Here is a 23,667-nt window from a genome sequence, read left to right as displayed (position 1 = left end):
CGATCATGACTCTGTCTATCCTGTGGTTCGTTCTCATCGCCGTTCTGTGGACGGTCTACCTGATCCTCGAGGGCTTCGACTTCGGTGTCGGCATGCTCCTCCCCTTCGTCGCCAAGGGTGACCGTGAACGCACGCAGACCGTGCGCACGATCGGCCCTCACTGGGACGGTAACGAGGTCTGGCTGCTCACCGCCGGTGGCGCCACCTTCGCGGCGTTCCCCGAGTGGTACGCGACCATGTTCTCGGGCATGTACCTCGCCCTGTTCCTGATCCTCGTGTGCCTTATCATCCGCGTCATGGCTATCGAGTGGCGCTCGAAGGTCGCCACCGAGAAGTGGCGCCACGCGTGGGACTGGGCACACACGATTAGCGCCTGGCTCGTCCCGATCCTGCTCGGTGTTGCCTTCGCTAACTTCGTTCAGGGTATGCACATCGAGGTAATCGATGTTGCCACCGGTACCATCATCGACCCCACCCTGGTCGATCAGTCCCTGGCTGGCGCTACCCACCAGATGACCGGCGGATTCTTCTCGCTGCTGACCCCGTACACGATCCTTGGCGGCTTGGCTGTGATGGCCGTGTGCCTGGCTCACGGTGCCCAGTTCCTGGCGCTGAAGACGACGGGCGAGGTTCGCGAGCGCGCCAACGCGATCGCCGCTCCCGCCACGATTGCCGCGACCGTTCTTGCGGCCGCATGGCTGATCTGGGGCCAGTTCGCCTACACGACGAATGTCCTGGCGTGGATCCCGCTCGTGGTCGCCGCGCTGGCGATCATTGCTTCGACTGCCCTGTCGCAGGCGTCGCTGCGTCATGAAGGCTGGTCCTTCGCAGCGTCCGCCGTTGCTATTGCTGGCACGGTTGCATGGGTCTTCTCGTCAATGGCCCCTGCTGTCCAGAAGTCTTCGGTCAACCCGGCGTACTCGCTGACGATCGATCAGGCTTCGTCAACGACGGCGACGCTGACTGTCATGACGATCGTCACGGTCTGCCTGCTGCCGATCGTTCTGGTCTACGTCTTCTGGTCCTACTGGATGTTCCGCGCTCGCGTGAGCGCGCAGGACGTTCAGACTCAGACGGGTCTGCTCCTGAAGAAGGTGCGCGTCGGCGAGAACTTCCTCGCTGGCTGACCTCCTCGCGAATGCGCCCGGTCCCTCACGCAGGGGCCGGGCGCATTCGTGCACTTAAGCGGGGCGCGGCCGGGGACCTTTGGCCCATGACACGGCTTTTTCAGGCACAATAGATACGTGCGTCCCTTTGATCCTCGTTTGTTGCGTTATGCCCGCTCAGCCCGCGGTCCTATCGCCGTGACGGCACTGCTCGGAACGATCACAGCGTTGCTGGTGCTCGCCCAAGCACTGCTTATTTCTGCGACCCTTTCACCCGTCGTCTCAGGGAGCGCGTCCCTGCGCGATGTTCTCCCTGTCATCGGCGGTATCGCGGCCGTTTTCGCGTGTCGCGCTCTTGTCGTCGCGGCCCGCGAGGCAGTCAGTACGCGCGCAGCGGCAGCGGCCGTCTGCGAACTGCGCGAACGTGTTGTGGATGCCAGCATCACACTCGGCCCACGCTGGAGAGCTACACACGGCGCGGAGACGACGACGCTGCTGTCAACGGGACTCGAAGACCTGCGCCCCTATTTCATCTCCTTCCTGCCCCAACTGGTTCTCGTCTGCACGGTGACACCGGCAGCTCTCGCCGTGATTCTTCTGCTCGACTTCTGGTCGGCGCTGATCGCACTCATCGTCATCCCGTTGATTCCCATCTTCATGATTCTTATCGGGCGTTTCACGCAGGCAGCTTCGGAGGACAAGCTCGCCTCGATGAAACGTCTGACTGCCCAGCTCCTTGATCTCATGTCCGGCCTGCCGACGCTGCGCGCTCTCGGTCGAGAAAAGGCCCCCCGCACCCACCTGCGTGCACTCGGAGCCGCAAACACAAAGGCGACAATGGCCACGCTGCGGGTCGCGTTCCTCTCCGGAGGTGTTCTCGAATTCCTCACGACTCTGTCGGTGGCTCTCGTCGCCGTCGAGGTCGGTATGCGTCTGGTGTTTGGCAACATCTCGCTGTTCCACGGTCTGGCCGTCATTATGCTCGCGCCCGAGGTCTTTGAGCCGCTGCGCCAGGTGGGCGCGCAGTTCCACGCGTCCGCGAACGGTGTCACGGCCTCGCGTGCCGCATTCGACATTATCGAGGAGGCCGCAGCTGTCGATTCCCCTGGTACCGCCGCGTGCCCCGATATGTCACACACTGAGATCGTCCTTGACGGCGTCGGCGTCCGAGCGCGCGGAGCGTGGGCCCCAACACCAACGAGCGGGGTCATCCGCCCCGGTTCCGTGACGGCTCTGTCGGGACCCTCGGGCGCGGGCAAATCGACAATCGTCGCCTGCCTCCTGGCTGACATGACGCCTGATACGGGCCGTATCCTCCTGCGTCCGTCGCCCTCGTCACTCACACACGATGAAAGTGCCCTCACAGACATTTCTCCTTCCACGTGGCGTCAGCAGATCTCCTGGGTACCTCAATCCCCCACCCTCGTGCCTGGGACGATTCTGGACAATATGGGCGGGCTTTCCCTCCAGGAACTGAGCACCGCAGCAGCTGCGACGGGTTTCGATACCGTCCTCGCCGCCACCCCCGATGGTTGGGACACCGCGATCGGGTCGGGCGGCGTTGGTCTGTCCGTCGGTCAGCGACAGCGCCTGGCACTCACGCGCGCACTGGCTGCTCGCTCTCAGGTCGTCATCCTTGATGAGCCGACCGCACATCTCGATGCCCTCAGCGAGGAGACAGTCGTACGTGCCATTGACGCCATGCGCGAGGAAGGGCGTACCGTCATCGTTATTGCTCACCGAGCGGCGATGATGGAAGCCGCCGACGTCGTCATCGACGTGCGCTCCACTGCCGACGAGGAGGTACACGCATGAATCTCTTCCTGACCCGCACTGAGTCGGCCGCGCTGCGCCGCTGCATCTCCATGCTGCAGGTGTCGCGCTCCGGGTTTGCTCTCTCGCTGTTCCTCGGTGTCACGGCCCTCGGATCGGCCATCGCGCTCGGCGGCACCGCCGCATGGCTGATTGCTCGCGCATCCCAGCAGCCACCCGTCCTGTATCTGACCGTCGCTGCCACCGCGGTGCGACTGTTTGGCGTCTCGCGCGCGCTTGCACGCTACCTCTCCCGTCTCGCCTCGCACAAGGTCGCATTGGCGGGCATGGACGCGCTGCGCGGTAACCTCTACGATCGACTGTCCGAGGCACCGACGGCAACGCTGACGACGCTGCGACGCGGCGACCTCATGACGCGCGCCGGAGCGGACGTTGACGAGGTCGGAAATGTCGTCGTTAAAACCCTCCTGCCGTCACTCGTCGCCCTCATCGTCGGAGTTGGTACGGTCGGCGTCGTCACGGTTATCTCTCCGGCCGCGGGAGCGATCCTAGCCTGCGCGCTCATCGTCTCTGGCATCGTGGCACCCGCACTTATCGCGCGCTCGGTTCGACTCGCTGAAACACAGGGGTCGCAGGCCCGCACCGATATCGCGGCAACGACACTCGCCGTGTTGGAAGGCGCCACGGAGCTGTCTGTCGCGGGCACACTCAACCACGCCAAGAGTTCACTCGCGCGCTCCGAAACGCGCCTGTCCACCGCCCTCGCCCACTCGGCCAGGCTCTCCGCGCTAGCCCGAGGCCTCGACGTGTGTGCGATGGGCGCAGCCGTCATCGGTGCCCTCCTCATCGGGATCCCGCAGACCACGTCGGGCACGCTCGCTCAGGTACTCCTCGCGGTCATCGTCCTCATTCCGCTCTCATCTTTCGAGGGGGTCGCCGAGCTTGCCCCCGCGGCTTCCCAGCTGGTGCGCAGCGCCCAGGCAGCACAGCGAATTTGCGCTCTGCTGGACGACGAGGTGCCCACCAAGCCCCACGACATCCCGGAAGGCCCCACCGTGATCGAGGCACGCGACCTGGCGATCGGTTGGCCAGGCGGGCCGACCCTGGCGACCGGCATCTCTCTGACACTGCGCCCCGGTTCCTCGCTCGCCGTCGTGGGTGCCTCCGGCATCGGAAAGACGACGCTGCTGGCGACCCTCACGGGCGTCATCCCACCCAAGTCGGGCGCAGCTCTCATCAACGGCGTACCAGCCTGGGGAGCAGACCGTGACCAGCTCACCGCACACATCACGATGACGGCCGAGGATGCCCATGTCTTCGCGACCACCATCTACGAGAACCTCCGCGTGGCGCGTGCCTCGCTGACCCGAGACGAGGCCTCGGACCTGCTCACGCGGGCAGGCCTGGACGAGTGGATCGAATCCCTCCCCGAGGGGATCGACACGGTCATCGGTTCCGGGGGAACGACCGTATCGGGAGGCGAGCGTCGTCGACTCCTCATGGCTCGCGCCCTTGCGGCTCCCGCTCCTATCCTGGCGATCGATGAGGCATCCGAACACCTCGACGCCGCCACCGCGGACCGCCTCATGGAAACGCTCCTCACTCCGTCCGCTGACCGCGCTACCCTGGTCGTCACGCACCGACTCAGCGCTCTCGACCAAGCCGACCATGTCCTCGTCTTGGCTGCCGACGAACCGGGCGGGTGTGCTCACGTCGCAGCACAGGGCACACATGAGGACGCCACACGCACTCTCCCCGCCTACCAGTGGGCTCTCGAGCAGGAGGAACAATGAGCCACGAACGCACAGAATTCACGCTTGTCCAGGCGGCGCTCGACCTGACGAGCTCACTCGACCTGAAGTCGGGACTGCAGAACTTCGTTGATCAGGCCTGCGCGCTGACCTCGTCACCGCACGCCACGATGTGCGTGCTCGACACCTGGGGTGCCACCACCCTGCGCCTGGAGCACCACGACTCCTACCCTGCCCCGCCCGTGCCCGAGTCACTGCCGACTGTCATCCCCGTCAACACACCGCTCCTCGTCAACTCCCCGCAGGACGCGCCCGACATTGATCTGCCCGCCTCCACCCCGCCCTTCCTCGGGGTCTCCGTCCTCGTGCACGAACAGGTCTACGGGCGCCTCTACCTGATGGGAAAGCCCGGCGGCTATACGGACGAGGACGCGGCCGTGGTCGCGGCCCTGGCCCCCGCCGCCGGCATCGCCGTCGAAAACGCGAACCTCTATGCGGACTCCAAGCGCACCGCCCGATGGATTAGCGCCTCCCAGTCCCTGACAACGACGATGCTGGAGGGCGCCGATGAGGAGGAAGCCCTCGAACTCATCGCCAAGACCGTGCGCGAAGTTTCCCACGCAGACACCGCGATCATCGTCCTGCAGTCCGTCGGTGACACGTGGGCCGCAGAAATCGTCGACGGCAAGAACGCCTCCAACCTGCTGGGTCTCGTTTTCCCGCCCGAAGGGCGCGCCATGAGCGTGTTGCACGAGGGCACCGGCATGATCGTCGACTCGATGTCACGCGCACAGACGATGCGTGTCCCTGAACTGGCCGCCTTCGGGTCCGCGCTCTACGCTCCCCTGCGCTCCCGCGGTGTCTCCTCCGGCGTTCTCATTCTCCTGCGACAAATTGGTGCCCCCGAGTTCGACGCTTCAGAGCTATCCCTCGCGGAATCCTTGGCGTCTCAGGCCACCCTTGCGCTCGAACTAGCCTCCGCTCGCCACGCACAGGACGTGGCAGCGCTGCTCGACGAGCGTGACCGCATCGGGCGCGACCTGCACGATTTCGCGATCCAGCAGCTCTTTGCGACCGGCATGGCGCTGGACGCAGCGAAGCAGAAAGTTGCAGCGGGGCAGGCCGATCCCTCATCCATTGAGGCGCTTATCGATTCGTCCCTCGCTTCCATTGACGAGGCTGTCCGCCAGATCCGCACCATCGTGCACAATCTGCGCGAGCGCGACAAGGCGGTCGGCCTCGTCGAGCGTATTCGCCGCGAGTCCTCACTGACCCGTTCCGCGCTGGGTTTTGCTCCCTCACTCGTCATCACGCTCGACGGGCGCGCCATCAACTCAGACTTGGATAACGAGCTCGTTGTCATTGATGAGTTCGATGGGCGCGTCGATCCCGACCTCTCCGACGACGTCGTGGCAATCGTACGCGAAGGCCTATCCAATATCGCCCGTCATGCACACGCGACCGCGGCGACCGTGTGCGTCGATGTCTCGGGACAAGGAAAGACCGGACGCGTGCGAATCACGATCAACGACGACGGACGCGGCATCGACCCCTCGCGTACCCGAAACTCCGGCTTGGCGAACATGGCGGAACGTGCACGACGCCACCACGGCAGCTTCGACGCGGACAGCGGCGACGGCGGTGTCGGCACGCAGATCCGTTGGATCGCCCCGCTCGAGGGCTAAGGTCACAGAGCCGCAGAGACGACGGAGGGGGTGGATGTTCCGATTGGAACTCCACCCCCACCGCATGCGGGCGAGAGACACTATCTCCGGTCCTTCAGCTGAGTATCACCCCAGCCACTGACCACCGCTGGAGAAGGTGTACCAACGCCAGCCGATCCAGTGGCCACCCGTGTACATGTCGCCACCGGTCCCGAAGTAGTACCAGACCCCGCCGATCTGCTGCCAGCCGGTGACCATCCGGCCCGAGGCATCGAAGTAGTACCAGGTGCCTCCGATCGGCTTCCAACCGATCGTCATGGCACCACTGTCACCCATGAAGTACCAGTTCGAGCCCATCTGGAGCCATCCCGTGTGCATCGAGCCAGAGGGATCCAGGTAGTACCACGCGCCGCTCGTGTAGAGCCAGCCGGTCTTCATGACGCCGTTGGAGGCGAAGAAGAACCACTTGTCTCCCACCATCTGCCAGCTGGTGACCATCGCGCCGGTCTCCGGTGTCAGGTAGAACCACGAGCCACCCAGGTTGACCCATCCTGTGACCTGCGCTCCGGCGCCGTTGTGGTAGCGCCACGCACCATCCCAGTACACCCAACCCGTCAGCATGTAGCCGTTCTGATCGAAGCGGTACACGCGGCCATCAAGGGTGAGGGTCTCGTTCTTGGCGTAGTCACCGCCGGTGATCTTCCACCACCAGCCGATGCCGTCATTCATCCAGGTACCCACCGTGTGATCGGGTGTGGGTGCCGGATCCGGGGTCGGGTCAGGCGTGGGTGCCGGATCCGGGGTCGGGTCAGGCGTGGGTGCCGGTTCCTCAGCCAAGGCGAGGGTAACCAGACCCGACTCGGTGACCCCGGCCTCGTTCATCGCCATGACACGGACAACGGAGCCGTTGCTCTCACCGTCGATCGTCAGGGTCAGCTCGGGACCGTTCTCGTCTTCCACGATGGACCACGAGTCGGAACCTTCGCGCTTGATCTGCCAGAACAGGGTCGGCGTGGGAGTTCCAGTGGCCTCGGCCTTGATCGTGACCTGCGTCCCCTCCTTGCCTGTCACGGTACGGAATGCGCCGTCTCCAGAGATCTGCGCATCCTCCGCCGGGTTAGCGGTGACCGTCAGCGGCTTAATAACCGGAGGCTCCTGCTCATCGGGATCCGGGGTCGGTGCGGCGGCTGCGAAGGCTTCGACCTCCGCGAGCGCAAACTCACCGAACTCGGTGGGCTGGATAACGCGGATGAAGCGTGCGTCGAAGCCCTCGAAGTCGACCGCGCTCGGGCGGCCGCCGACTCCGTCAACCTTGATCGCGTGGACGCCGTCAACTGCACCAGCCGTCGCGGGGTTAAAGGAGGCATCGAGGCGCGTCGTGGAGGCGACCACCCAGAAGTCGTGCAGGCGCTGGTCGCACGAGATTCCCTGGCAGTTGTCGGACGACGAGCGGTTCCAGACGTTCACGACGCCGAGGGGGTGTTCCTCGCCGAGGTCGACCTCCCACCAGGGGTTGGCCTGCTTACCCGTGTGGGCGACCGAGCCGTTATCCCACACGCCGTCCGTATTGCCGTCAACGGCGCGCGAAGCGGTGCCTCCCCACCCGGTCGAGGACATGGTGGCTGTCTTGTTGAGGGCGAGGTTGTCGCTGCCCTTGGTGACGGTGAGGGTCGCGCGTGCCGAGGTCGTGGAACCGTTGGCGTTCGTGGCGACGGCGTAGAACTGTGCGCCGTCATCCTCGAGGGTGGTCGTCAGCGTGTACATGGCGCTCGTAGCGTCCGGGATTGCCGTTCCCTCGGTCGCTCCCTTGGGGACGCGGTACCACTGGATGGTGGCGGTCGGGCGGCCCGAGGCAACAACGGTGAAGGTAGCGCTCTCCCCCGCCTTCACAGACACCGATGCGGGATCCGTGGCGATCACGGGCGGCTGGGTGGCCGCGTTCTCTCCGTAGACGTGCACGGTCGCACTCACGGAGCCCAGGCGAATCGGATCGGCGTAGTAGGCGGGGTGCGCCAGCTCGAGGCGCAGCGGCGTGACCTGCCCGGGCTCAAGGGTGAGCCCCTCGCCGACTTCTCCGGCCTCGATCTGTGCACCGGTCACTTCAATGGACGTGGTCCCCAGAGTGATCTTGTACGTTGTCGAGGCATCGAAGTTGCCCGAGAACTTCAGGGTTAGGTCGGTGATGGCCTGATCCCCCTTGTTCACGAGGTAGGCGTCGTAGGCCTGCGCGCCAGAGTAGCGCATCGCGGAGGCCCGTCCGAAGAACTGCTCCGAGGAGATGGTCGCTCCGTCGACGGCGGTCACCGTCTGGGTGGGAATGTACGTGGGGGCGCCGTCGAAGGTCACCTTGATGACGGGACGCAGGTTCGGCTCCGGATTCTCGCCCGACATGGTCACGGTGAGGGTGGTCCCATCCTGGGAGAAGTCGAGGGCGCGGTCGGTGCCATCCACGGTCACGGCGCTCACGTGGCCACCAACGCTGGGAAGCGTCAGCGTCTTGCCGGGGCTCCACAGCTCGGGGAAGAAGTAGAGGTCGTTGCCCTTGGTCATCACCTTGCCCCAGTTGGGGGCGGGGAACCACGTCGGGCGCGCTCCCGTGATGGCGTCGGGATGACGCGCCATCCACTGGCCGACCTCGGTGACGACGCCGGAATCGAAGGCGTCGATCGTGCCGTCGCCCTTCGGGCCGACGTTGTAGGCAAACTGTCCGCCCGATGCGACCGTACCGATGAGGTTGTTGACCAGCTCGCGTTCCTTGTAGCTCTTCGCGCTATCGTCGCGGTTCGCCCACGAGCAGTAGCCCCAGCAGGCCGGGTAGATCGAGCGAATCGACTCCCACGGGCCCATGTGGAAGTCCGTGGTCACCGAGTTGTCACCGCCGACCTCGAAGTCACCGGCCTTGTTCCACACGCGCGAGTTGACCATCGTGTCGGGCTGGAGCTCGTGGACCCACTGGGCCATGCGCTGAGACTGCTCCGCGGTGGGGCCGCCCATGTCGAACCACAGTTCGGCGATCGGGCCGTAGTTGGTGAGGAGCTCGGTGAGCTGGGGCTTGATGACGGTCGTCATCAGTTCCTCATCGATGGGGTTGACATTGCCGTAGGGCTCCGGGGTCTGCTTCGTCCAATCGATGATCGAGAAGTAGAAGGCGAGCTTCACGTCGCGCTTGTTGCACTCGGTGGACAGCTCCTTCATCGGGTCTTTGCCGTAGTTGGACTGCTTGACGATGTTGTAGTCGGTCGTCTTCGTGTCCCACATGGCGAAGCCGTCGTGGTGTTTCGACGTGATCATCAGGTACTTCATGCCGGAGTCGTGGACCGTCTGGCAGATCGCCGCGGCATCGAAGTTGGCGGCCAGGTCTTTGGCCTTGAGCAGGTAGTCCTCAGTGGGGATGTTCTCCCAGGCCTTGATCTGCTCGGGGTAGCCCATTGCCTGGCGGTGTCCGTTGTAGTAGCCGCCGTAGACGGAGTAGACGCCGAAGTGCATGAACATGCCGTACTGGAGTTCCTGCCACTTGGCAATTTTCGGGGTGGAGCTCAGTGGGACCGCTGCGGGGACGCCGGTAGGCGCTGGCGGCGCGTCGGCAAAAGTGGGGGCGCTCATGGGTGCGAGCACCAGTGCCGTAGCGACCGCACACCCGGCAAGCATTCGCTTGAGGTTCACGGGGTGTCCTTTCAAGGGGTAATGGTGGACAACGGTGTCCGTCCTCAACGGTGAGGATGAGGCGAACGTTACCCCACAGGGCTTTCCCGTGAATCAGTTTGATAGTAGCTTTCTCGAAAATCAGGGGGTTCCCCGTTTAGGCGGAAACTAAAACGGTCGTACTATTCGATCTCTTGCGCTCGCACATACGACAAGCGGGCCGGTTACCCCGACCCGCTTGTTAACCCTCCTCCCCTCAGGGACGAGGCAGTGGCTCAGTTACGCCACGCGGCAGCCCTCTGCCCGGCAACCCAGGCGGCAACCTGCGTACGGCGCTGCAGCCCCATCTTGGACAGCAACGACGTGATGTGGTTCTTCACGGTCTTCTCGGCGACACCGAGCTTTTCGCCGATCTCACGGTTCGACAGACCATCTCCGATCAGGTCAAGAACCTTACGCTCCGACGGCGTCAGGTCAGCGGTCGGATCCTCGTGATCGACGCGCCGACGCGTGAGCGTACGCTCATCCAGCAGGACGCGGCCATCCGCGACAGCCTTGATAACGTCCGTGATCTCAGCTCCGCGCACGGTCTTGAGAATGTACGCACGCGCTCCGGCCTCCAGGGACTCAGCCAGGGCCTCGTCGTCGTCGAAGGACGTCAGGACCACCGGGAGGATCTGCGGATGAGAGGCGCGCAGGCGATTCATGATGTCGATACCCGTCCCGTCGGGCAGCTGCAGATCAACGAGGATGACGTCGGGGCGCACCAGATCGGCGCGACGCACGGCGTCAGCGACCGACCCGGCTTCAGCAACGACCTCCAGGGCCTCATCTCGGTCAACGATCTCAGCAATGCCACGTCGAACGATCTCGTGATCGTCGACGATCATAACGCGCGTGCGCGCAACGGTATTTTCACTCACGTGTCTGATTCTAACGGTCAGGAGGGCACGCGCCCTCGATTACTAGTACTTACTGCTCCGGAGATAGGCGGCTCATCGCATCCTGCGCGGCCGCGTTCTCCGCGTGCTTCTTCGACGAGGCCTGCCCCGTCCCGAGTGCATCCGAACGCCCGGAGACGAAGGCCTGCGCCGTAAACACGCGCTGGTGATCCGGCCCCTCGCCCTCCACCTCGTAGGACACCTCGCCCAGGCCCTGTGCCTGGGCGTACTCGATGAGGATCGTCTTCCAGTCCTGATGCTGACCACGCGAGGGGGCATCCACCAGCAGGAAGCTGAGACGCTCCAGGATCACGCGACGAGCTTCCTCAAGCCCGCTCGTCAGGTAGGTCGCGCCGATCAGCGCCTCGAACGTGTCGGAGAGGATGGAATCCTTATCCCGCCCTCCGTGCGTTGACTCTCCTTTGCCGAGGAACACGAAGTCACCCAGGTTAATGCGCCGAGCCGCTGCGGCCAGAGGCTGCTGCGAGACTGTGGCCGCGCGCATGCGCGACAGATCAGACTCTGCGACGTCGGGGTACTGCTCGTAAAGCTTCTCCGCAATCACGATGGAGAGCACCGAATCGCCGAGAAACTCGAGGCGCTCGTTGTTTGCGATTCCTCCAGCCTCGTTCGCGTAGGAACGATGCACCAGAGCGAGCTGTAACAGCGGCGCGTCGATGCGTGTCCCCCAGGCGTCGACGAGAGCGTCTGTATCCGTGCGCGGGGGTACCGGTAAGTGCTTCGAACGGGCCATCACGAACGCTCCGACTCGCCATCCTCCCCCAGCAGGGACGCCAGGGAAGCCAGGCGCGGATCGACGACGAAGTGCTCGTGATCCTCGGGCAGGTCCACCCACTTCTCACCGCACACATCGCACAGGCCCGCGCAGTCGTCGCTGCACAGCGGGCGCGGGTCGACGAGGGGAACGATCGCGTCGCGCAGCTGGGTCTCGATATCGATGGTGTCGCGCTCGCCGATGACGAACAGGTCATCTGCTTCTTCACCCTCGTCGTCCGCGGACGTCAGGACCGGGGCACCGGGCTCAAAGTAGACCTCTTGGCTGACGACGTCGTGGTGCTCGCGCACCTCGTCGAGGCAGCGCACGCACTCACCGACGAGGTCCACCGATGTTGCCAGCGAGACGAGAACACCATCCTCGACGCTGGTCATGTCCACGGAGATGTCCAGAGGCACGCCGGGCACGGCCGACATCGAGGGGGTCCCAAGGTCGTCAGGGGTCACCCACACGAGGTCCTCATGCAACGTGGATCCGAGAGCGCGAGGCAGACGCGCCAGGGACAGCACCAGGGTCTTGTCACTCATTGGCCAGGTCCACATCTGTCACGCCAACGCCGCGGCGCTCGGCGATCGTTCGACGGCCCGCATCCGTGCGGCGCGACAGGTCGGAAATGAGCTGCGCGAGCTCATCGAGGGAGTTGGCCACGTAGTCGTCGGCTCCCTCGCGTAGCGATGCCGCTGAGCGCTTCGCCTCGGACACGATTTCGCGCGCACGGTCCTCGGCCATGCGCACGATGTTCTCAGTGGAGACGATGCGCGCCGCCTGTGCGTTCGCGTCGGCGATCGTCGCCTCGGCATCCGAACGTGCCTGCGAGACGAGAGCTGTCGCCTCGTCGTCCGCTCGCGAGCGCGTCCGTTCAGCTTCCTCTTCAGCATCGGAGATGATTTGTGCGGCGCGCTCGTTGGCCTGGTCGAGGGTGGAGGATGCGCGCGAGTTCGCCTCGGCGATACGGGTTTCTGCCGCGGAGTCCGCGCGTCCCAGGACCGCGTCGGCATCGGCGACGACGGCGTCGGCAGCAACGAGATCCTCCGGCAGAGCCTCGCGTGCCTGATCCAGGAGGTCAAGCAGCTCGGCCTTGTTAATCATGATGGATGCGGACAGGGGAACGGTGCGCGAGGACTCGACGAGATCCTCGATCTGATCGAGGGCGGCGATCACGGTGGAGGGACCGTAGACGGTTTCCTCGTTCCACTCGTCCTGCGTCTTGTTGTCGGGCGTATCAGCCATGGCTGCCTCCTGCGTTCCACCGAGCATGATTCAGCTTCTATTGTCGGTCAGAAATCGCTCAACCGCTGGCGGGACATACCGAGAAATATCCTTTTTGAGTCCGAATAGCTCGCGGATGGCGCTCGACGAGACATGCGCGAGCGCGGGGCGGGTCGGGATCCACCATGTGTCGATGCCACCGACCTCGTCGTTAAAGGCTGCCTGAGGGGCCTCGTGATCGAGATCTATTGCCGAGCGCACGCCCTTGACGATGAGTGTGGCACCCAAGCGCGAGGCCTCGTCCATCGTCGCCCCTTCCAAGGCCACGACGTCGACGTTGCTCAGGTGGGCGGTGGCTTCCTCGATGAGAGCGACCCTTCGGTCGGTTGGGATCAGCCCATGTTTGGCGGGGTTGATGCCGACGCCGATAATGAGCCGCTCAGCGATGGCGCAGGCGCGCTCGGCGACGTCGAGATGCCCATTCGTAAAGGGGTCAAAAGAGCCTGGGAACAGTGCGATCATCGGCGGTCCTCCTCACTCATCGACGAGGCCTCGGCCTCCTCGGGAGCGCTCACGCCGCCCTCTGAGTCTTCCGTGGGTAGTGGCGGGCCCGCGAAATAGGCGACGGTCTCGCCCCACGTGCGCTGGTCTTCTAAGACGAGGAAGGGCGGCCATGTGGGCGCGGGTGCGCGGGTCGAGCGCTCAACGACGACGAGTGCATCGGGGCCGATCCAGGGTCCGAGCAGCGACAGGATGGCGGTCATATCCGCCTCGGCAATGTCGTAGGGAGGATCGATGAAAACAAGGTCAACGTCTCCGCACAGATCCTCGCCGGTGCGCGCAGCAAGATACGCACGAGCATCAGCTGTGACGACGCGTGCGGGCAGACCGGTCGAGCGGACGTTGGCGGAGGCGACGCGCGCCGCTCCAGACGATTTTTCGACGAGCGTTGCGCGTGTGCTACCGCGCGAGAGCGCCTCCAGGCCGAGCGCACCCGTCCCGGCGTACAGGTCCAACACGGTTGTCCCATTCAGGACGTTCATGTGGTCGAGACGGGAGAAAAGCGCCTCGCGCACGCGCTCCGATGTGGGGCGCGTCCCGGACTTAGGCACGGCGAGGGTTCGCCCTTTGGCACTACCTGCGACGATTCTGGTCATGCCTCTACCCTACCGGGCACGCCTCAGGAGCGTTGCATCCACTCGACTTGCCCCTCGGAGGCGCCACGCAGGGCGCGCGCGAGGTCCGGATGGCCCTCCAGCGTCGCGTCGCTATCGAGGAGCTCGTCGGCTGCTTCTTTAGCCGAACGGATGAGTGATTCGTCGCGGCGGACGGAGAGGAACCGCAGGTGCGTAGCCTTGCCCGACTGACCGGCGCCCAGGACGTCACCCTCCTTGCGCAGGCGCAGATCGGCCTCGGCGAGCTCGAAACCGTCGGTCGTCTCGGCAAATGCCTGCAGCCTCGCGCGCCCCGCATCGGTGAGTTCATGCCGATGCATCGCGATACACAGGGAGGGCAGGGAGGAACGCCCAACACGCCCACGCAGCTGATGGAGCTGAGCGAGCCCGAACTGCTGGGAGTCGAGGATCACCATGAGGGTTGCCTCCGAGACGTCAACGCCGACCTCGATGACGGTCGTTGCGACGAGGAGCGGGGCGCGTCCGGCGGAAAAGTCCTCCATGATCTGGGCTTTCACGGGCGCGGGCGTGCGCCCCGTGAGCTCATGGATGGCCACTCCCGCGAGCGCCGGGTGGGATCGGAGATAGGCGGCAACCTCGCTGACGGATGCCAGCGGGCGCGCGTGCTCCTCGTCGGCATCGCTCACCTCATCAGTAGCGTCGATACGCGGGCAGACGACGTAGACGCGCCGCCCCTGCGAAATCTCTTCGGCGGCTCTGGCCCACGTGCGCTCCACCCACGCGGCGTTTGCTGCGTCCGCGAGGTAGGTGGCCACGGGCGTGCGACCGCGGGGCATCCCGCTCATGCGTGTCTCATCCAAGTCACCGAACACGGTCATGGCGATCGTGCGCGGGATTGGCGTCGCGCTCATCACCAGTTCGTGGACACCGCGACCATCTTCCCGGGCTCGACGGAGCGCGGCACGCTGCTCGACGCCGAAGCGGTGCTGCTCGTCGACGACAACGAGGGCGAGGTCGGAAAAACGCACAGATTCCTGGAAGAGTGCGTGCGTTCCCACGACGATGAGCGGTTGCGCGGAGTTCATCGCCGCTTGAATCTCACGGCGGACAGCCGGCGTCGTCGAACCGGTCAGGAGACGCACGTCGGGGGCTTCTTCTCCCAGGGGTGCGAGGAGGGCGCGCAGGGATGCTGCGTGCTGCTCGGCCAGGACCTCCGTCGGGGCGACGAGGGCACCCTGGTGGCCCGCCGCGACGACCTGCAGGAAGGACATGAGCGCGACGATCGTCTTACCCGAACCGACGTCCCCCTGGAGGAGGCGCTGCATCGGGGTCTCGCGCTCAAGGTCGGCGCTGATCTGCGCGACAGCGTCCTCCTGAGAATCGGTGAGTTGGAAGGGCAGACAGTCGCGGAACCGATCCACGAGTGCGGCGCTCCGGGGGGAAGCGACCGCCGGGGTCGCGCGTGCGCCACGCCGACGCATCGCCAGCCCCACCTGCAGAACAAACGCCTCCGTAAAGGCCAGTGCGCGGCGGGCCTGCTGGTAGTCCTCGTCCGTCTGCGGCTGATGCAGGCGACGAAGGCTGCACGCATAGGCGGGAATGTCGACGCGATCGCGGACATCGGCAGGAACCACGTCAGGTACGTCCGCATCGTCGAGGTGGTCGAGAACCATGCCGACGGCGCGGGCGATCGCCCACGAGGCCAGGGACCCCGTCGTCGGATAGATCGGGATGGGCCGGGAGGCGATTCGCTCGATATCCTCCCCGTCGACGCCTTCGAAAGACGGGTGGGTGAGTTGAAGCTTGCCGCGATAGGCGCCCACTTTCCCGGCAAAAAGGAAGGATTGCCCGGGGGTCAGGATCCTCTCGATCGGCGCAAGCTTGTACTGATTTTTCGCGAAAAACGTGGCGGAGAGGAACTGAACGCCGTCCGTGAGAGTGACCTCCAGGCGGACGCCCGATCCGGAGCGGTTAGCGATCAGGTGCGCGGACGCAACCTCGGCGAGGATCGTGACATCCTCCCCCTCTCGCAGGGAGGACAGGGGCGTGAGGCGGCCCCAGTGGTAGTACCGGCGAGGTGCCACCATGAGCAGGTCGCCCACCGTCGCAACCCCGCCGCCCGCCAGCGCCTTCGCCGTCTTCTTGGGCAGGCGCAGGGACAGCGGGATGTCGAGTGCACTCACGAGGCGCACCCCGCGACCAGGCTCGGCCCGCTCTGCCCACCATCCCACGTCTCCAGGTCGATCGTCGAGGACGCATCACGCGTGGAGAGCAGCTGGCGCACCGTCGCCACCGTGTAGGGACCATCATCGTCGCGAGAGACAAGCAGCCGCCACGACTGTGCTCCCCCGCGCGCAGCCTCGGCCAATGCCTCGGCGATCCCTTCGGGATCCCCGTCGAGCGGTAGCGGGGCGGTCGTCCACGTCGACAGCGCGTCGTGGGCACCGTCGCGCAGCATCCGCGCGAGCGTCGGAGCCGCCGCGAGGCCACCTGGCTGCGGGACGAAGAGAGGAGCGCACGCGCGGGCGACCGCGAGGACGCCGAGATCATCGCTGCTGGCTGCACGCAGGATCGCAGGCACGCCGGGAGCTGGAGCGGGAAGAACAGAGGCAACGGTACCGACCAGGGCGGCGCTGGCCTCGTCGCAGGGGGCAACGAGCGTCACGCCCGTGCGCGAACTTGCTGCGGAGACGACACCGGCCGCGTCGCTCGGGTTCAGGTCCAGGAAAACGACGGCTCCTGCGCGTGCGAGTTCTTCGACGAGGCCGGGGGCACGGGTGCACACGATGACTCGTGCGCGCTCGACTCGGCGCATCGGGCGACGCTGCAGGAGACGCACGCCGCGGTGGCTGAGCCCCTCGTCCGCCAGCTCGTCGATGCCGATCTGGGCATCGGGACGCGCGTCGCACACCTGGAAGCGCACAACCTGCCCGGACGTGGGGTGCGCAGCCAGCGGCGCGGACGTATCCACGTGGAGACGCCACTCCCCCATTCCAAACAGATCCACACGGCCCACGTAGGACAGGCGCGCACCGAGTCCCCCCAGGCGCACGAGCAGCCCGCGTAGGTCGTCTTCGGTACCCTCCAGGATGATGTCGACCGTGAAATCACGGCCGGGCGGGGGCGAGGCAGCCTCCGGCGCGCGCGAGTGGCGCTCCGCGAGGTCAGCGAGCATCGCGGTGAAAGACTGCAGGATACCGGCGTCGTCACGCATGGCGGCATCGATGCACGCGAGCACCAGAGCGATGAACGCACCGCCGGGATCGATGCGCCCCGTCGATTCATTCGTCGCCTCCACCAGGCCGATCTGCGCCTGTGTCGAAAAGCGGGAGAAGACGTCTTCAACCTCGGGGAGCGTATCGCCCATATCCGCAAGCTCACGAACAGCACCGTTGAGCATCTCAACGAGCGCATCGGACCATTCGATAGACGAGGCCACAGGCGTCAAGGAAGCCGCCAGCATCCGTCGCGCTGCGAGCGGCGTCACGTGGTGCTCGTCCGTCAGGGCACCAGCCCAGGCCTCGAACAGCGCACCGAGCGCGAGACCGCTATGCCCGATGCCCCGGCGGATAATCGTCTCCACACCCGCCTCGAGTGCTACGCGCAGGTGGGCGCGAGGCTCCAGGGAGTCCATCGCAGCGGCGAGGGCAGCCATCGTGGCCGCCGCATTTGTGCCCGTGTCACAATCCGCGCCGTCCCATCCATCCAGGTCATCAAGAAAGGGCGCGAGCCTCGCCGCCTCCTCGGCACCGGCGCGACACGCCTCGATGATGACCGCTGCATTGAGCTCCATGACTCCCCTTTCCTGCCCGTCCCATTGTCCCCGCGAGGGTTGCTGTGTGCGACCTGACACGACCGATCACGCGTGCGACTTGTTGAAAGCGCGCATCATCCGCTATTCTGTCATGGTTGCCTTCGGTTCAAGCACCGGAGGAAGTGTTCCCCGCGACCGTGGGGAGCCAAAGACTGAACTGGAAGACATACCGAGGAGAACATCGTGGCTGCCGTTTGTGACGTGTGCGGTAAGGGACCCGGCTTCGGCAAGAGCGTGTCGCACTCGCACGTTCGCACCAACCGCCGGTGGAATCCGAACATTCAGCGCGTTCGCGCCCTGGTCAATGGGACGCCCAAGCGCCTGAACGTGTGCACCAAGTGCCTGAAGTCCGACAAGGTCGCCCGCGCGATCTGAGTCGACGACACTGACGTAACGCTGGAGGGGCGAGCCGACAGGCTCGCCCCTCCAGCGTTTATCCACTCCTCGCCTCCGCTGCGTACATGCCCTGAATCAACATGGGTGAACGCCCGCGACTCATCGTCGCGGGCGTTCACTGTCCTCCGCCGAGCTCAGAGGCTCAACCGACTGCCGGGCGCAAGCGCTACAGGAGCCCCGCAGCCAAATCCAGCGGCGTTCCGAAACGATGGTTCGTGATCGCCACCGCCTGTTCACGCAGGAAGGGCAGCAGTTCCGTATGGGGGCACGGCGTCACCGCTCCCGTGTACAGCGCAACATCGGGGCTGCCCATACTCGCGCGACTTGCGCGCTCCCAACGATCCTCCGAGGACTCCTCGCGCGGGCCAAGGACGCGCACGCGCATTCCCAGGCCGCCCGAGTTCGCCACCATCGCCAGGCGAGAATCCCATGAGTGCGCGTCTTCGACCGTCACCTCGATATCCCCGCCCTCCAGCAGCTCCCGGATGGTAGCCGGAAGCTCGTCGGCAACGGATAGCCCGATGGGGCCACCCGCGAGGATGCCCGCTGCCAGCACACGCACAGTGTCGGCGAGGGCAGTCCCGCTCCCGGCGCGCACGAGGACCGGCGTGGAACGGTAGCGCAGGACATTGCGTTCGCAGGCCATGCCGGTAACGTCGCGGTTGGCCCCGTAATCGGATGCCCAGGCAGCGCCATCGGCGGCGACGGCACGGCTCAGTTCGGCCGCATCATCCGCGCTCAGGTGAGGACCGGCCGCACGACACAGGGCGAGCACACTCGGATCGAGCGCCTCCACGGGAGCACCGGACGCCCCCGCCATCGCATCGCGGTCGGGCTCAACCTCGCCCAGACCCAGCAGGTACGAGGGGCCGCCAGCCTTCGTGGTCGATCCGATGGCCGAACGCTTCCACCCGCCAAAAGGCTGACGGCGAACGATTGCGCCGGTAATGCCACGGTTAACATAGAGGTTTCCGGCCTCAATATTATCCAGCCACGTCGCTAGTTCCTCGGTGTCGAGGGTGTGCAGGCCTGAGGTCAGGCCGTAGTCGACCTCGTTGACAACGTCGATTGCCTCTTCCAACGTATCGACACGCATGACACCGAGAACGGGCGCGAAGTATTCCGTCAGATGGAATTCGCTGCCAGGGACCACGCCCGCTCGTATACCCGGGGTCCATAGCCCATCGCCCAGGTAGCGGGGCTTCAGTACCCAGTGCTCACCTTCGCCCAGGGTCGTCAGGCCACGCACGGCCTTCACGTCGTCGGGCACGACAACGGGGCCGACCTGAGAGTCCAGTGACGCCGGCAATCCCACCCGCAGCGACGCGGTCGCGTCAACGAGCTGACGCGCAATACGCGTGGAGCGTCCCGCGGAGCCGACGAGGATCAGCAGAGAGGAAGCCGAGCATTTCTGCCCCGCATGCGCGAAGGCGGAATGCACGATGTCGCGCACCGCCAAATCGGGATCCGCAGAGGGAGTGACGATGATAGCGTTCTTGCCGCTCGTCTCGCCCAGCAGGTGCATGTCCGGCTTCCAGGAGCGGAAGAGACGAGCCGTGTCGTACGAACCGGTCAGTACGACACGGTCGACGTCCTCATGTGTCACGAGATAGCGTGACACGTCCCCGTCGTCGAGCGGGGCGAGTGCCACCAGCTCTCGAGGGATTCCCGCTTCGTGGAAGGCCGCGACGAGTTCAGCTGCACAGCGTTTGGCCGGCGGGGCGGGCTTGAGGATCACCGCGCTACCGGCCGCGAGCGCCGCGGCGACGCCACCAACAGGAATGGCGATGGGGAAGTTCCACGGGGAGGCGACGACGGTGACATCCACAGGTACGAATCGTGCCCCCGCCATGTACGCCTCATCGGTGAGCTGCAAAGAGGCCTGCGCATAGTGGTGGCAGAAGTCGACGGCCTCGCTCACCTCGGGGTCAGCCTGATCGATGGTCTTTCCGGCCTCAGATCCGGCGACCTCGATCAGCTCACCCCTGCGCGCTGCGAGGACGTCGCCGACACGATGCAGTGTCGCGGCTCGTTCGTCGGCAGACAATGCCTGCCAGGAGCGTGCGGCGCGGGCAGCTGCCTCGACGAGGCCGTCCACTGCCTTGTTCGTCGCCAGCGCTTCCGCTCCGTCATGCACGGCCTTCACGCCACGGGTTGAGCCAGGGATCGCCGCAGCGATGTCACGTGCCCACTGGCGGTTGGCCGCCAGGGCTGGATCTGAATCCGGCTCGGACTTGAACGGGCGATGCGCGCGCTGGGCGAGACTCCCCTGTTGAGTCGGTACCCCGGCCTCGCGCTCGGCCAGACGGTTCTGGCTGCGGTTGGGAACGGGAACGGGCGCGTCCGGATCAACGTCGGACAGCGCTGCCAGGAAACGGTCGCGTTCGCGGGCGAAGACGTCCTCGTTCTCGGCGATATCGAAGACACCGGACATAAAGTTCTCGGGCGCCGCGTTTTCCTCCAGGCGGCGCACCAGGTAAGAAATGGCGACGTCAAACTCACGGGGGTTGACGACCGGGACGTAGAGGAGGAGAGAACCGACGTCGCGGCGCACGACCTCCTGGATGCCGGTGGCCATGCCGGAGAGCATCTCAAACTCGACGCTGTCCTCGACGCCGCGCGCGGCGCGCAGCTCGTAGGCAAACGCAATGTCGAAGATGTTTTGTCCAGCCACGCCCAGGCGGATCGCTCGCGTGCGTTCCGGGGTCATCGCCCAGCTGAGCATGCGCTTGTAGTTGGTGTCTGTGGCCTGCTTGGACGGCCAGGTCGTCAGCTCCCACCCGTGGATCTCCGCGTCCACCCGCTCCATAGACAGGTTCGCGCCCTTGACGATGCGCACCTTGATGCGCGAGCCTCCCGCGTCCACGCGCGTGCGCGCCCACTCCTGGAGGCGCTGGAGGGCACCGAGCGAATCGGGCAGGTAGGCCTGAAGGACGATACCGGCCTCGTAGCCGCGCATGTCCGGCTGGTCGAGGATGGCGGTGAACACCGCGATCGTCAAATCAAGGTCCTTGTAGTCCTCCATGTCGAGGTTGAGGAAGGTCCCGTTGTCGCGGGCCAGGCGGTAGAGGGGCAGGAGGGCACTCACGCCGTGGTCGACGACCTCCTCGAAGCCCCACGGGTTGTGCGGTCCCGTCACGGCAGAGACCTTGATGGAGACGTAGTCGACGTCCTCGCGGGTGACGAGGCGAGACACCTCTGCCAGGCGGTGTGCCGCCTCTTTCTCGCCGAGAACCGCCTCGCCGAGGAGGTTCACGTTCAGGCGGTGGCCGCCCTGACGCAGGCGCTCGAGTGCAGGGCCGAGACCCCTGTCGGTTGCGTCGACGACCAGGTCACCGACGATCTCACGGAATACGCGTCGCGCCACCGTCGTCACAGTGCGGGGTGCGAGGCGCGAGGCGGTTGACCCGAGCCCCATCGCCGCGGCCAGGGCCGGGGGCAGGAAGTTTTTACGGCCGGCCGACAGGCGCTTCAACGCTTCGCTGGCCACGTCCAGATCCGCGGGACGCACGACGTCGTCAACGAATCGAGTGGTGAACGTCAGACCGTCCGGGTCGGACAGGATCCGGGAGAGAATCTTGGCCGATTGCGGAGTCGGCTCATGGGCCGATTCATCGGCCCAGCGGCGGGCTCGAATGATCGCTCTCTCCCCCAGCGCCCACAGATCATCGGGGCAGCGTCGAGCGTTGGAATCGGGGTGGGGCGGGGTAGGAACGGCGACGTTCGTCATGCGTAGACCTCCAGGCGTGGATGAGCGACGGATTCTCCGCGTCACGTGCAGCGGCTTCGCTGGACACGTTCGGCAAAACTCCCGACATCGTGAAGTATGCTGGTTTGTCCATGCTAACGCTTCTCAGGGTTCTCCGTGGCACCAGCGCATGACCATAATACGACCAACACGGGACCTAAGCCCCAACTCGCGAAAAACAGCCACAAACCCTCATCATCTGTGCCGCTTTTCACAACACGGTGCCTCCTGTGCGGAGGCACCCCCGGCCTCGTTCAGGAACGGATAAGCCAGCGCACCTTCACGTCGTCAACCACACCGGCCATCACCTCGTGCATATTGAATTCACGCCCACCATTAGCGCGCGAACACAACCACTGCACCTGCAAACCATCGGAGAGCGCCACGAGCTTACGTGCGATCTGCTCACTGGGCGCATCGGCGCGAACCTCGCCACGCTCCTTGCCATGCTCGATCGCATTCACCAGATACTCAATCGCACCGAGCAGATGCTGACGGAACCACGGATGAGCCTGATGCTGCGCATCGATCACGGCAGCCGACATTGCCGTGTAGAGGGCAACTCCATCGGGATGACGTTGGTTGTGCGCAACCATGTCCACCCACGCGTCCAGTGCAGCCTCCGCGCCCTCCTCAGCGCGCGGAAGACGACTGACAACCCGACGATCACGCTCATCGAGGACAGCCGCGAGGAGCTGATCCTTCGATGCATAGTGGTGCAACAGGCCAGCCTTGGAAATATCGGCTGCGCGCGCAATATCCGCCAGCGACGTCGCGACAAAACCACGCGTCGAGAAAAGGATCAACGCCTCTGCGAGGATACGCGCCTTTTTATCCTCACTGCCGGCCTTCGGTCGACCGGGCTTGCGCGTCTGCATTGCCTGGGCCTCATTGCTCATGCGGCTGCTCCAGATTCGGTGTGACAGGGTTACCAAAAACCCATCATAGCGCGCAACCGCCGCTACGACACCGGGTATGCGAACTTCTTTCGCCGAGTCCGCATACCCGGTGCGCACATGGCGTGAATACGGGCCTCAGTAGCCGAATCGCACCTCGAACTGGGGCTTACCCGACGCATCCAATTCAAGCTTGCCATTCTTGTCGGTCTTCACCGTGGCAGTCACCCGGGACGTGACCTCACGCTGCTTGTCCCCGCTTTCTATGCCCTGGATCGTAAACGTTGCCTCGCCGGTGTACTCGCCGCCCTCATCCGTCGTCGCCTTCATCGTTGTGGGCATCGCCTTAACCTGCAAGAGAGCGAGGGTCCGAGACTGAACAGGCACCGGGCATGCTGTATCGATATTGCCCGGGACGGTCGCACACGAGTTCGTCAGAGCAGCCGCAGCCTCGAGCGCGGCGGCGGCCATCTTGTCGTTATACGTGCCCGTCAGCGCAACGGTGCCACCGTATGTCGAGGAGTCGTACCCGGTCGCAGCCTTGACGGACAGAGTCTTGGGTGCCGCATCAATGTAGTCCCCCGTCTCCTCCGGGGTGAACGTGTAGACGCCGGGGTAGAGCACGAGAGAGCTGCTGGAGGATTGCTTGAGCGTCGCAATCGAGAGCTTTTCTCCGCCGATCGAGAAGGCCGTGACATTGTCCGCCTCCACATCGACGCGGGCAACCATCGCATCCTGGATCTTCCAGTTTTTCAGCAGGCCAAACGTCTTCTTCGCCTGGCTCACGCGGAAGGA

The 23,667-nt window shown here is 65.1% G+C and carries 17 protein-coding genes; 5 read left to right on the top strand and 12 right to left on the bottom strand.

All coding sequences use genetic code 11. From position 1 onward, the window contains the following. The first annotated feature begins 5 nt into the window (after nt 1-5). From cydB to O3684_RS05060, 4 genes are all read left to right on the top strand, one after another. A complete protein-coding gene (cydB, locus tag O3684_RS05075; protein WP_500065438.1) occupies nt 6-1,127 on the top strand; it encodes a cytochrome d ubiquinol oxidase subunit II in 1,122 nt (373 codons plus the stop codon). Nucleotides 1,128-1,244: 117 nt separating this feature from the next. After that, a complete protein-coding gene (gene cydD / locus O3684_RS05070; RefSeq protein ID WP_500065436.1) occupies nt 1,245-2,921 on the top strand; it encodes a thiol reductant ABC exporter subunit CydD in 1,677 nt (558 codons plus the stop codon). Then, the gene (gene cydC, locus O3684_RS05065) at nt 2,918-4,672 is read left to right on the top strand and encodes a thiol reductant ABC exporter subunit CydC (protein ID WP_500065435.1); all 1,755 of its coding nucleotides are present in this window, start codon (nt 2,918-2,920) and stop codon (nt 4,670-4,672) included. Before cydD ends, cydC begins: the two co-directional genes overlap by 4 nt. Continuing rightward, entirely contained in the window at nt 4,669-6,315 is a 1,647-nt protein-coding gene (locus O3684_RS05060; protein ID WP_500065433.1) for a GAF domain-containing sensor histidine kinase, read from the top strand. The genes cydC and O3684_RS05060 overlap by 4 nt, the downstream gene beginning before the upstream one ends. A gap of 105 nt (nt 6,316-6,420) precedes the next feature. On the opposite strand, the gene O3684_RS05055 is transcribed toward O3684_RS05060, so the two are convergent. The 9 genes from O3684_RS05055 to O3684_RS05015 form a co-directional block, all read right to left on the bottom strand. After that, nucleotides 6,421-9,957 carry an alpha-L-fucosidase gene (locus O3684_RS05055; RefSeq protein ID WP_500065431.1) on the bottom strand — a complete coding sequence of 1,179 codons (3,537 nt, stop codon included), beginning with the start codon at nt 9,955-9,957 and terminating at the stop codon, nt 6,421-6,423. A 254-nt stretch (nt 9,958-10,211) separates the two neighbouring features. Continuing rightward, complete coding sequence (locus O3684_RS05050; protein ID WP_016461860.1) at nt 10,212-10,826, bottom strand: response regulator; 615 nt, start codon at nt 10,824-10,826, stop codon at nt 10,212-10,214. A gap of 82 nt (nt 10,827-10,908) precedes the next feature. Further along, nucleotides 10,909-11,631 carry a ribonuclease III gene (gene rnc, locus O3684_RS05045; protein WP_500062490.1) on the bottom strand — a complete coding sequence of 241 codons (723 nt, stop codon included), beginning with the start codon at nt 11,629-11,631 and terminating at the stop codon, nt 10,909-10,911. Continuing rightward, complete coding sequence (locus tag O3684_RS05040; RefSeq protein ID WP_500065430.1) at nt 11,631-12,200, bottom strand: YceD family protein; 570 nt, start codon at nt 12,198-12,200, stop codon at nt 11,631-11,633. Before O3684_RS05040 ends, rnc begins: the two co-directional genes overlap by 1 nt. Further along, nucleotides 12,193-12,903 (bottom strand): hypothetical protein, encoded by a 711-nt coding sequence (locus O3684_RS05035; protein WP_500065429.1) that lies wholly within the window; start codon nt 12,901-12,903, stop codon nt 12,193-12,195. The genes O3684_RS05040 and O3684_RS05035 overlap by 8 nt, the downstream gene beginning before the upstream one ends. Before the next feature lie 30 nt (nt 12,904-12,933). Then, a complete protein-coding gene (gene coaD, locus O3684_RS05030) occupies nt 12,934-13,404 on the bottom strand; it encodes a pantetheine-phosphate adenylyltransferase (RefSeq protein WP_500065428.1) in 471 nt (156 codons plus the stop codon). Then, complete coding sequence (gene rsmD, locus O3684_RS05025; RefSeq protein WP_500065427.1) at nt 13,401-14,039, bottom strand: 16S rRNA (guanine(966)-N(2))-methyltransferase RsmD; 639 nt, start codon at nt 14,037-14,039, stop codon at nt 13,401-13,403. Before rsmD ends, coaD begins: the two co-directional genes overlap by 4 nt. Nucleotides 14,040-14,062: 23 nt before the next feature. Further along, nucleotides 14,063-16,210: an ATP-dependent DNA helicase RecG gene (locus tag O3684_RS05020; RefSeq protein WP_500065510.1), complete on the bottom strand. Its 2,148-nt coding sequence runs from the start codon at nt 16,208-16,210 to the stop codon at nt 14,063-14,065. Next, complete coding sequence (locus O3684_RS05015; protein WP_500065426.1) at nt 16,198-17,811, bottom strand: DAK2 domain-containing protein; 1,614 nt, start codon at nt 17,809-17,811, stop codon at nt 16,198-16,200. Before O3684_RS05015 ends, O3684_RS05020 begins: the two co-directional genes overlap by 13 nt. A 204-nt stretch (nt 17,812-18,015) precedes the next feature. Between O3684_RS05015 and rpmB the strand changes: the two genes are divergently transcribed. Beyond that, on the top strand, nt 18,016-18,207 hold the full coding sequence (rpmB, locus tag O3684_RS05010) for a 50S ribosomal protein L28 (RefSeq protein WP_003792657.1): 192 nt from the start codon (nt 18,016-18,018) through the stop codon (nt 18,205-18,207). Between the two features lie 187 nt (nt 18,208-18,394). Here the strand turns inward: rpmB and O3684_RS05005 are convergent, their stop codons facing one another. From O3684_RS05005 to O3684_RS04995, 3 genes are all read right to left on the bottom strand, one after another. Then, nucleotides 18,395-21,958, bottom strand: a complete 3,564-nt coding sequence (locus O3684_RS05005; RefSeq protein ID WP_500065425.1) for a bifunctional proline dehydrogenase/L-glutamate gamma-semialdehyde dehydrogenase — start codon at nt 21,956-21,958, stop codon at nt 18,395-18,397. Nucleotides 21,959-22,230: 272 nt separating this feature from the next. Beyond that, nucleotides 22,231-22,875, bottom strand: a complete 645-nt coding sequence (locus tag O3684_RS05000) for a TetR/AcrR family transcriptional regulator (RefSeq protein ID WP_500065424.1) — start codon at nt 22,873-22,875, stop codon at nt 22,231-22,233. A gap of 135 nt (nt 22,876-23,010) precedes the next feature. After that, a partial coding sequence (locus O3684_RS04995; RefSeq protein ID WP_500065422.1) for a hypothetical protein occupies nt 23,011-23,667 on the bottom strand: 657 nt, incomplete at its 5' end.

It is taken from the genome of Pauljensenia sp. 20925_1_27 (assembly GCF_041432835.1).
Lineage (GTDB): Bacteria > Actinomycetota > Actinomycetes > Actinomycetales > Actinomycetaceae > Pauljensenia.
This window is presented reverse-complemented; position numbering and strand designations above follow the sequence as displayed.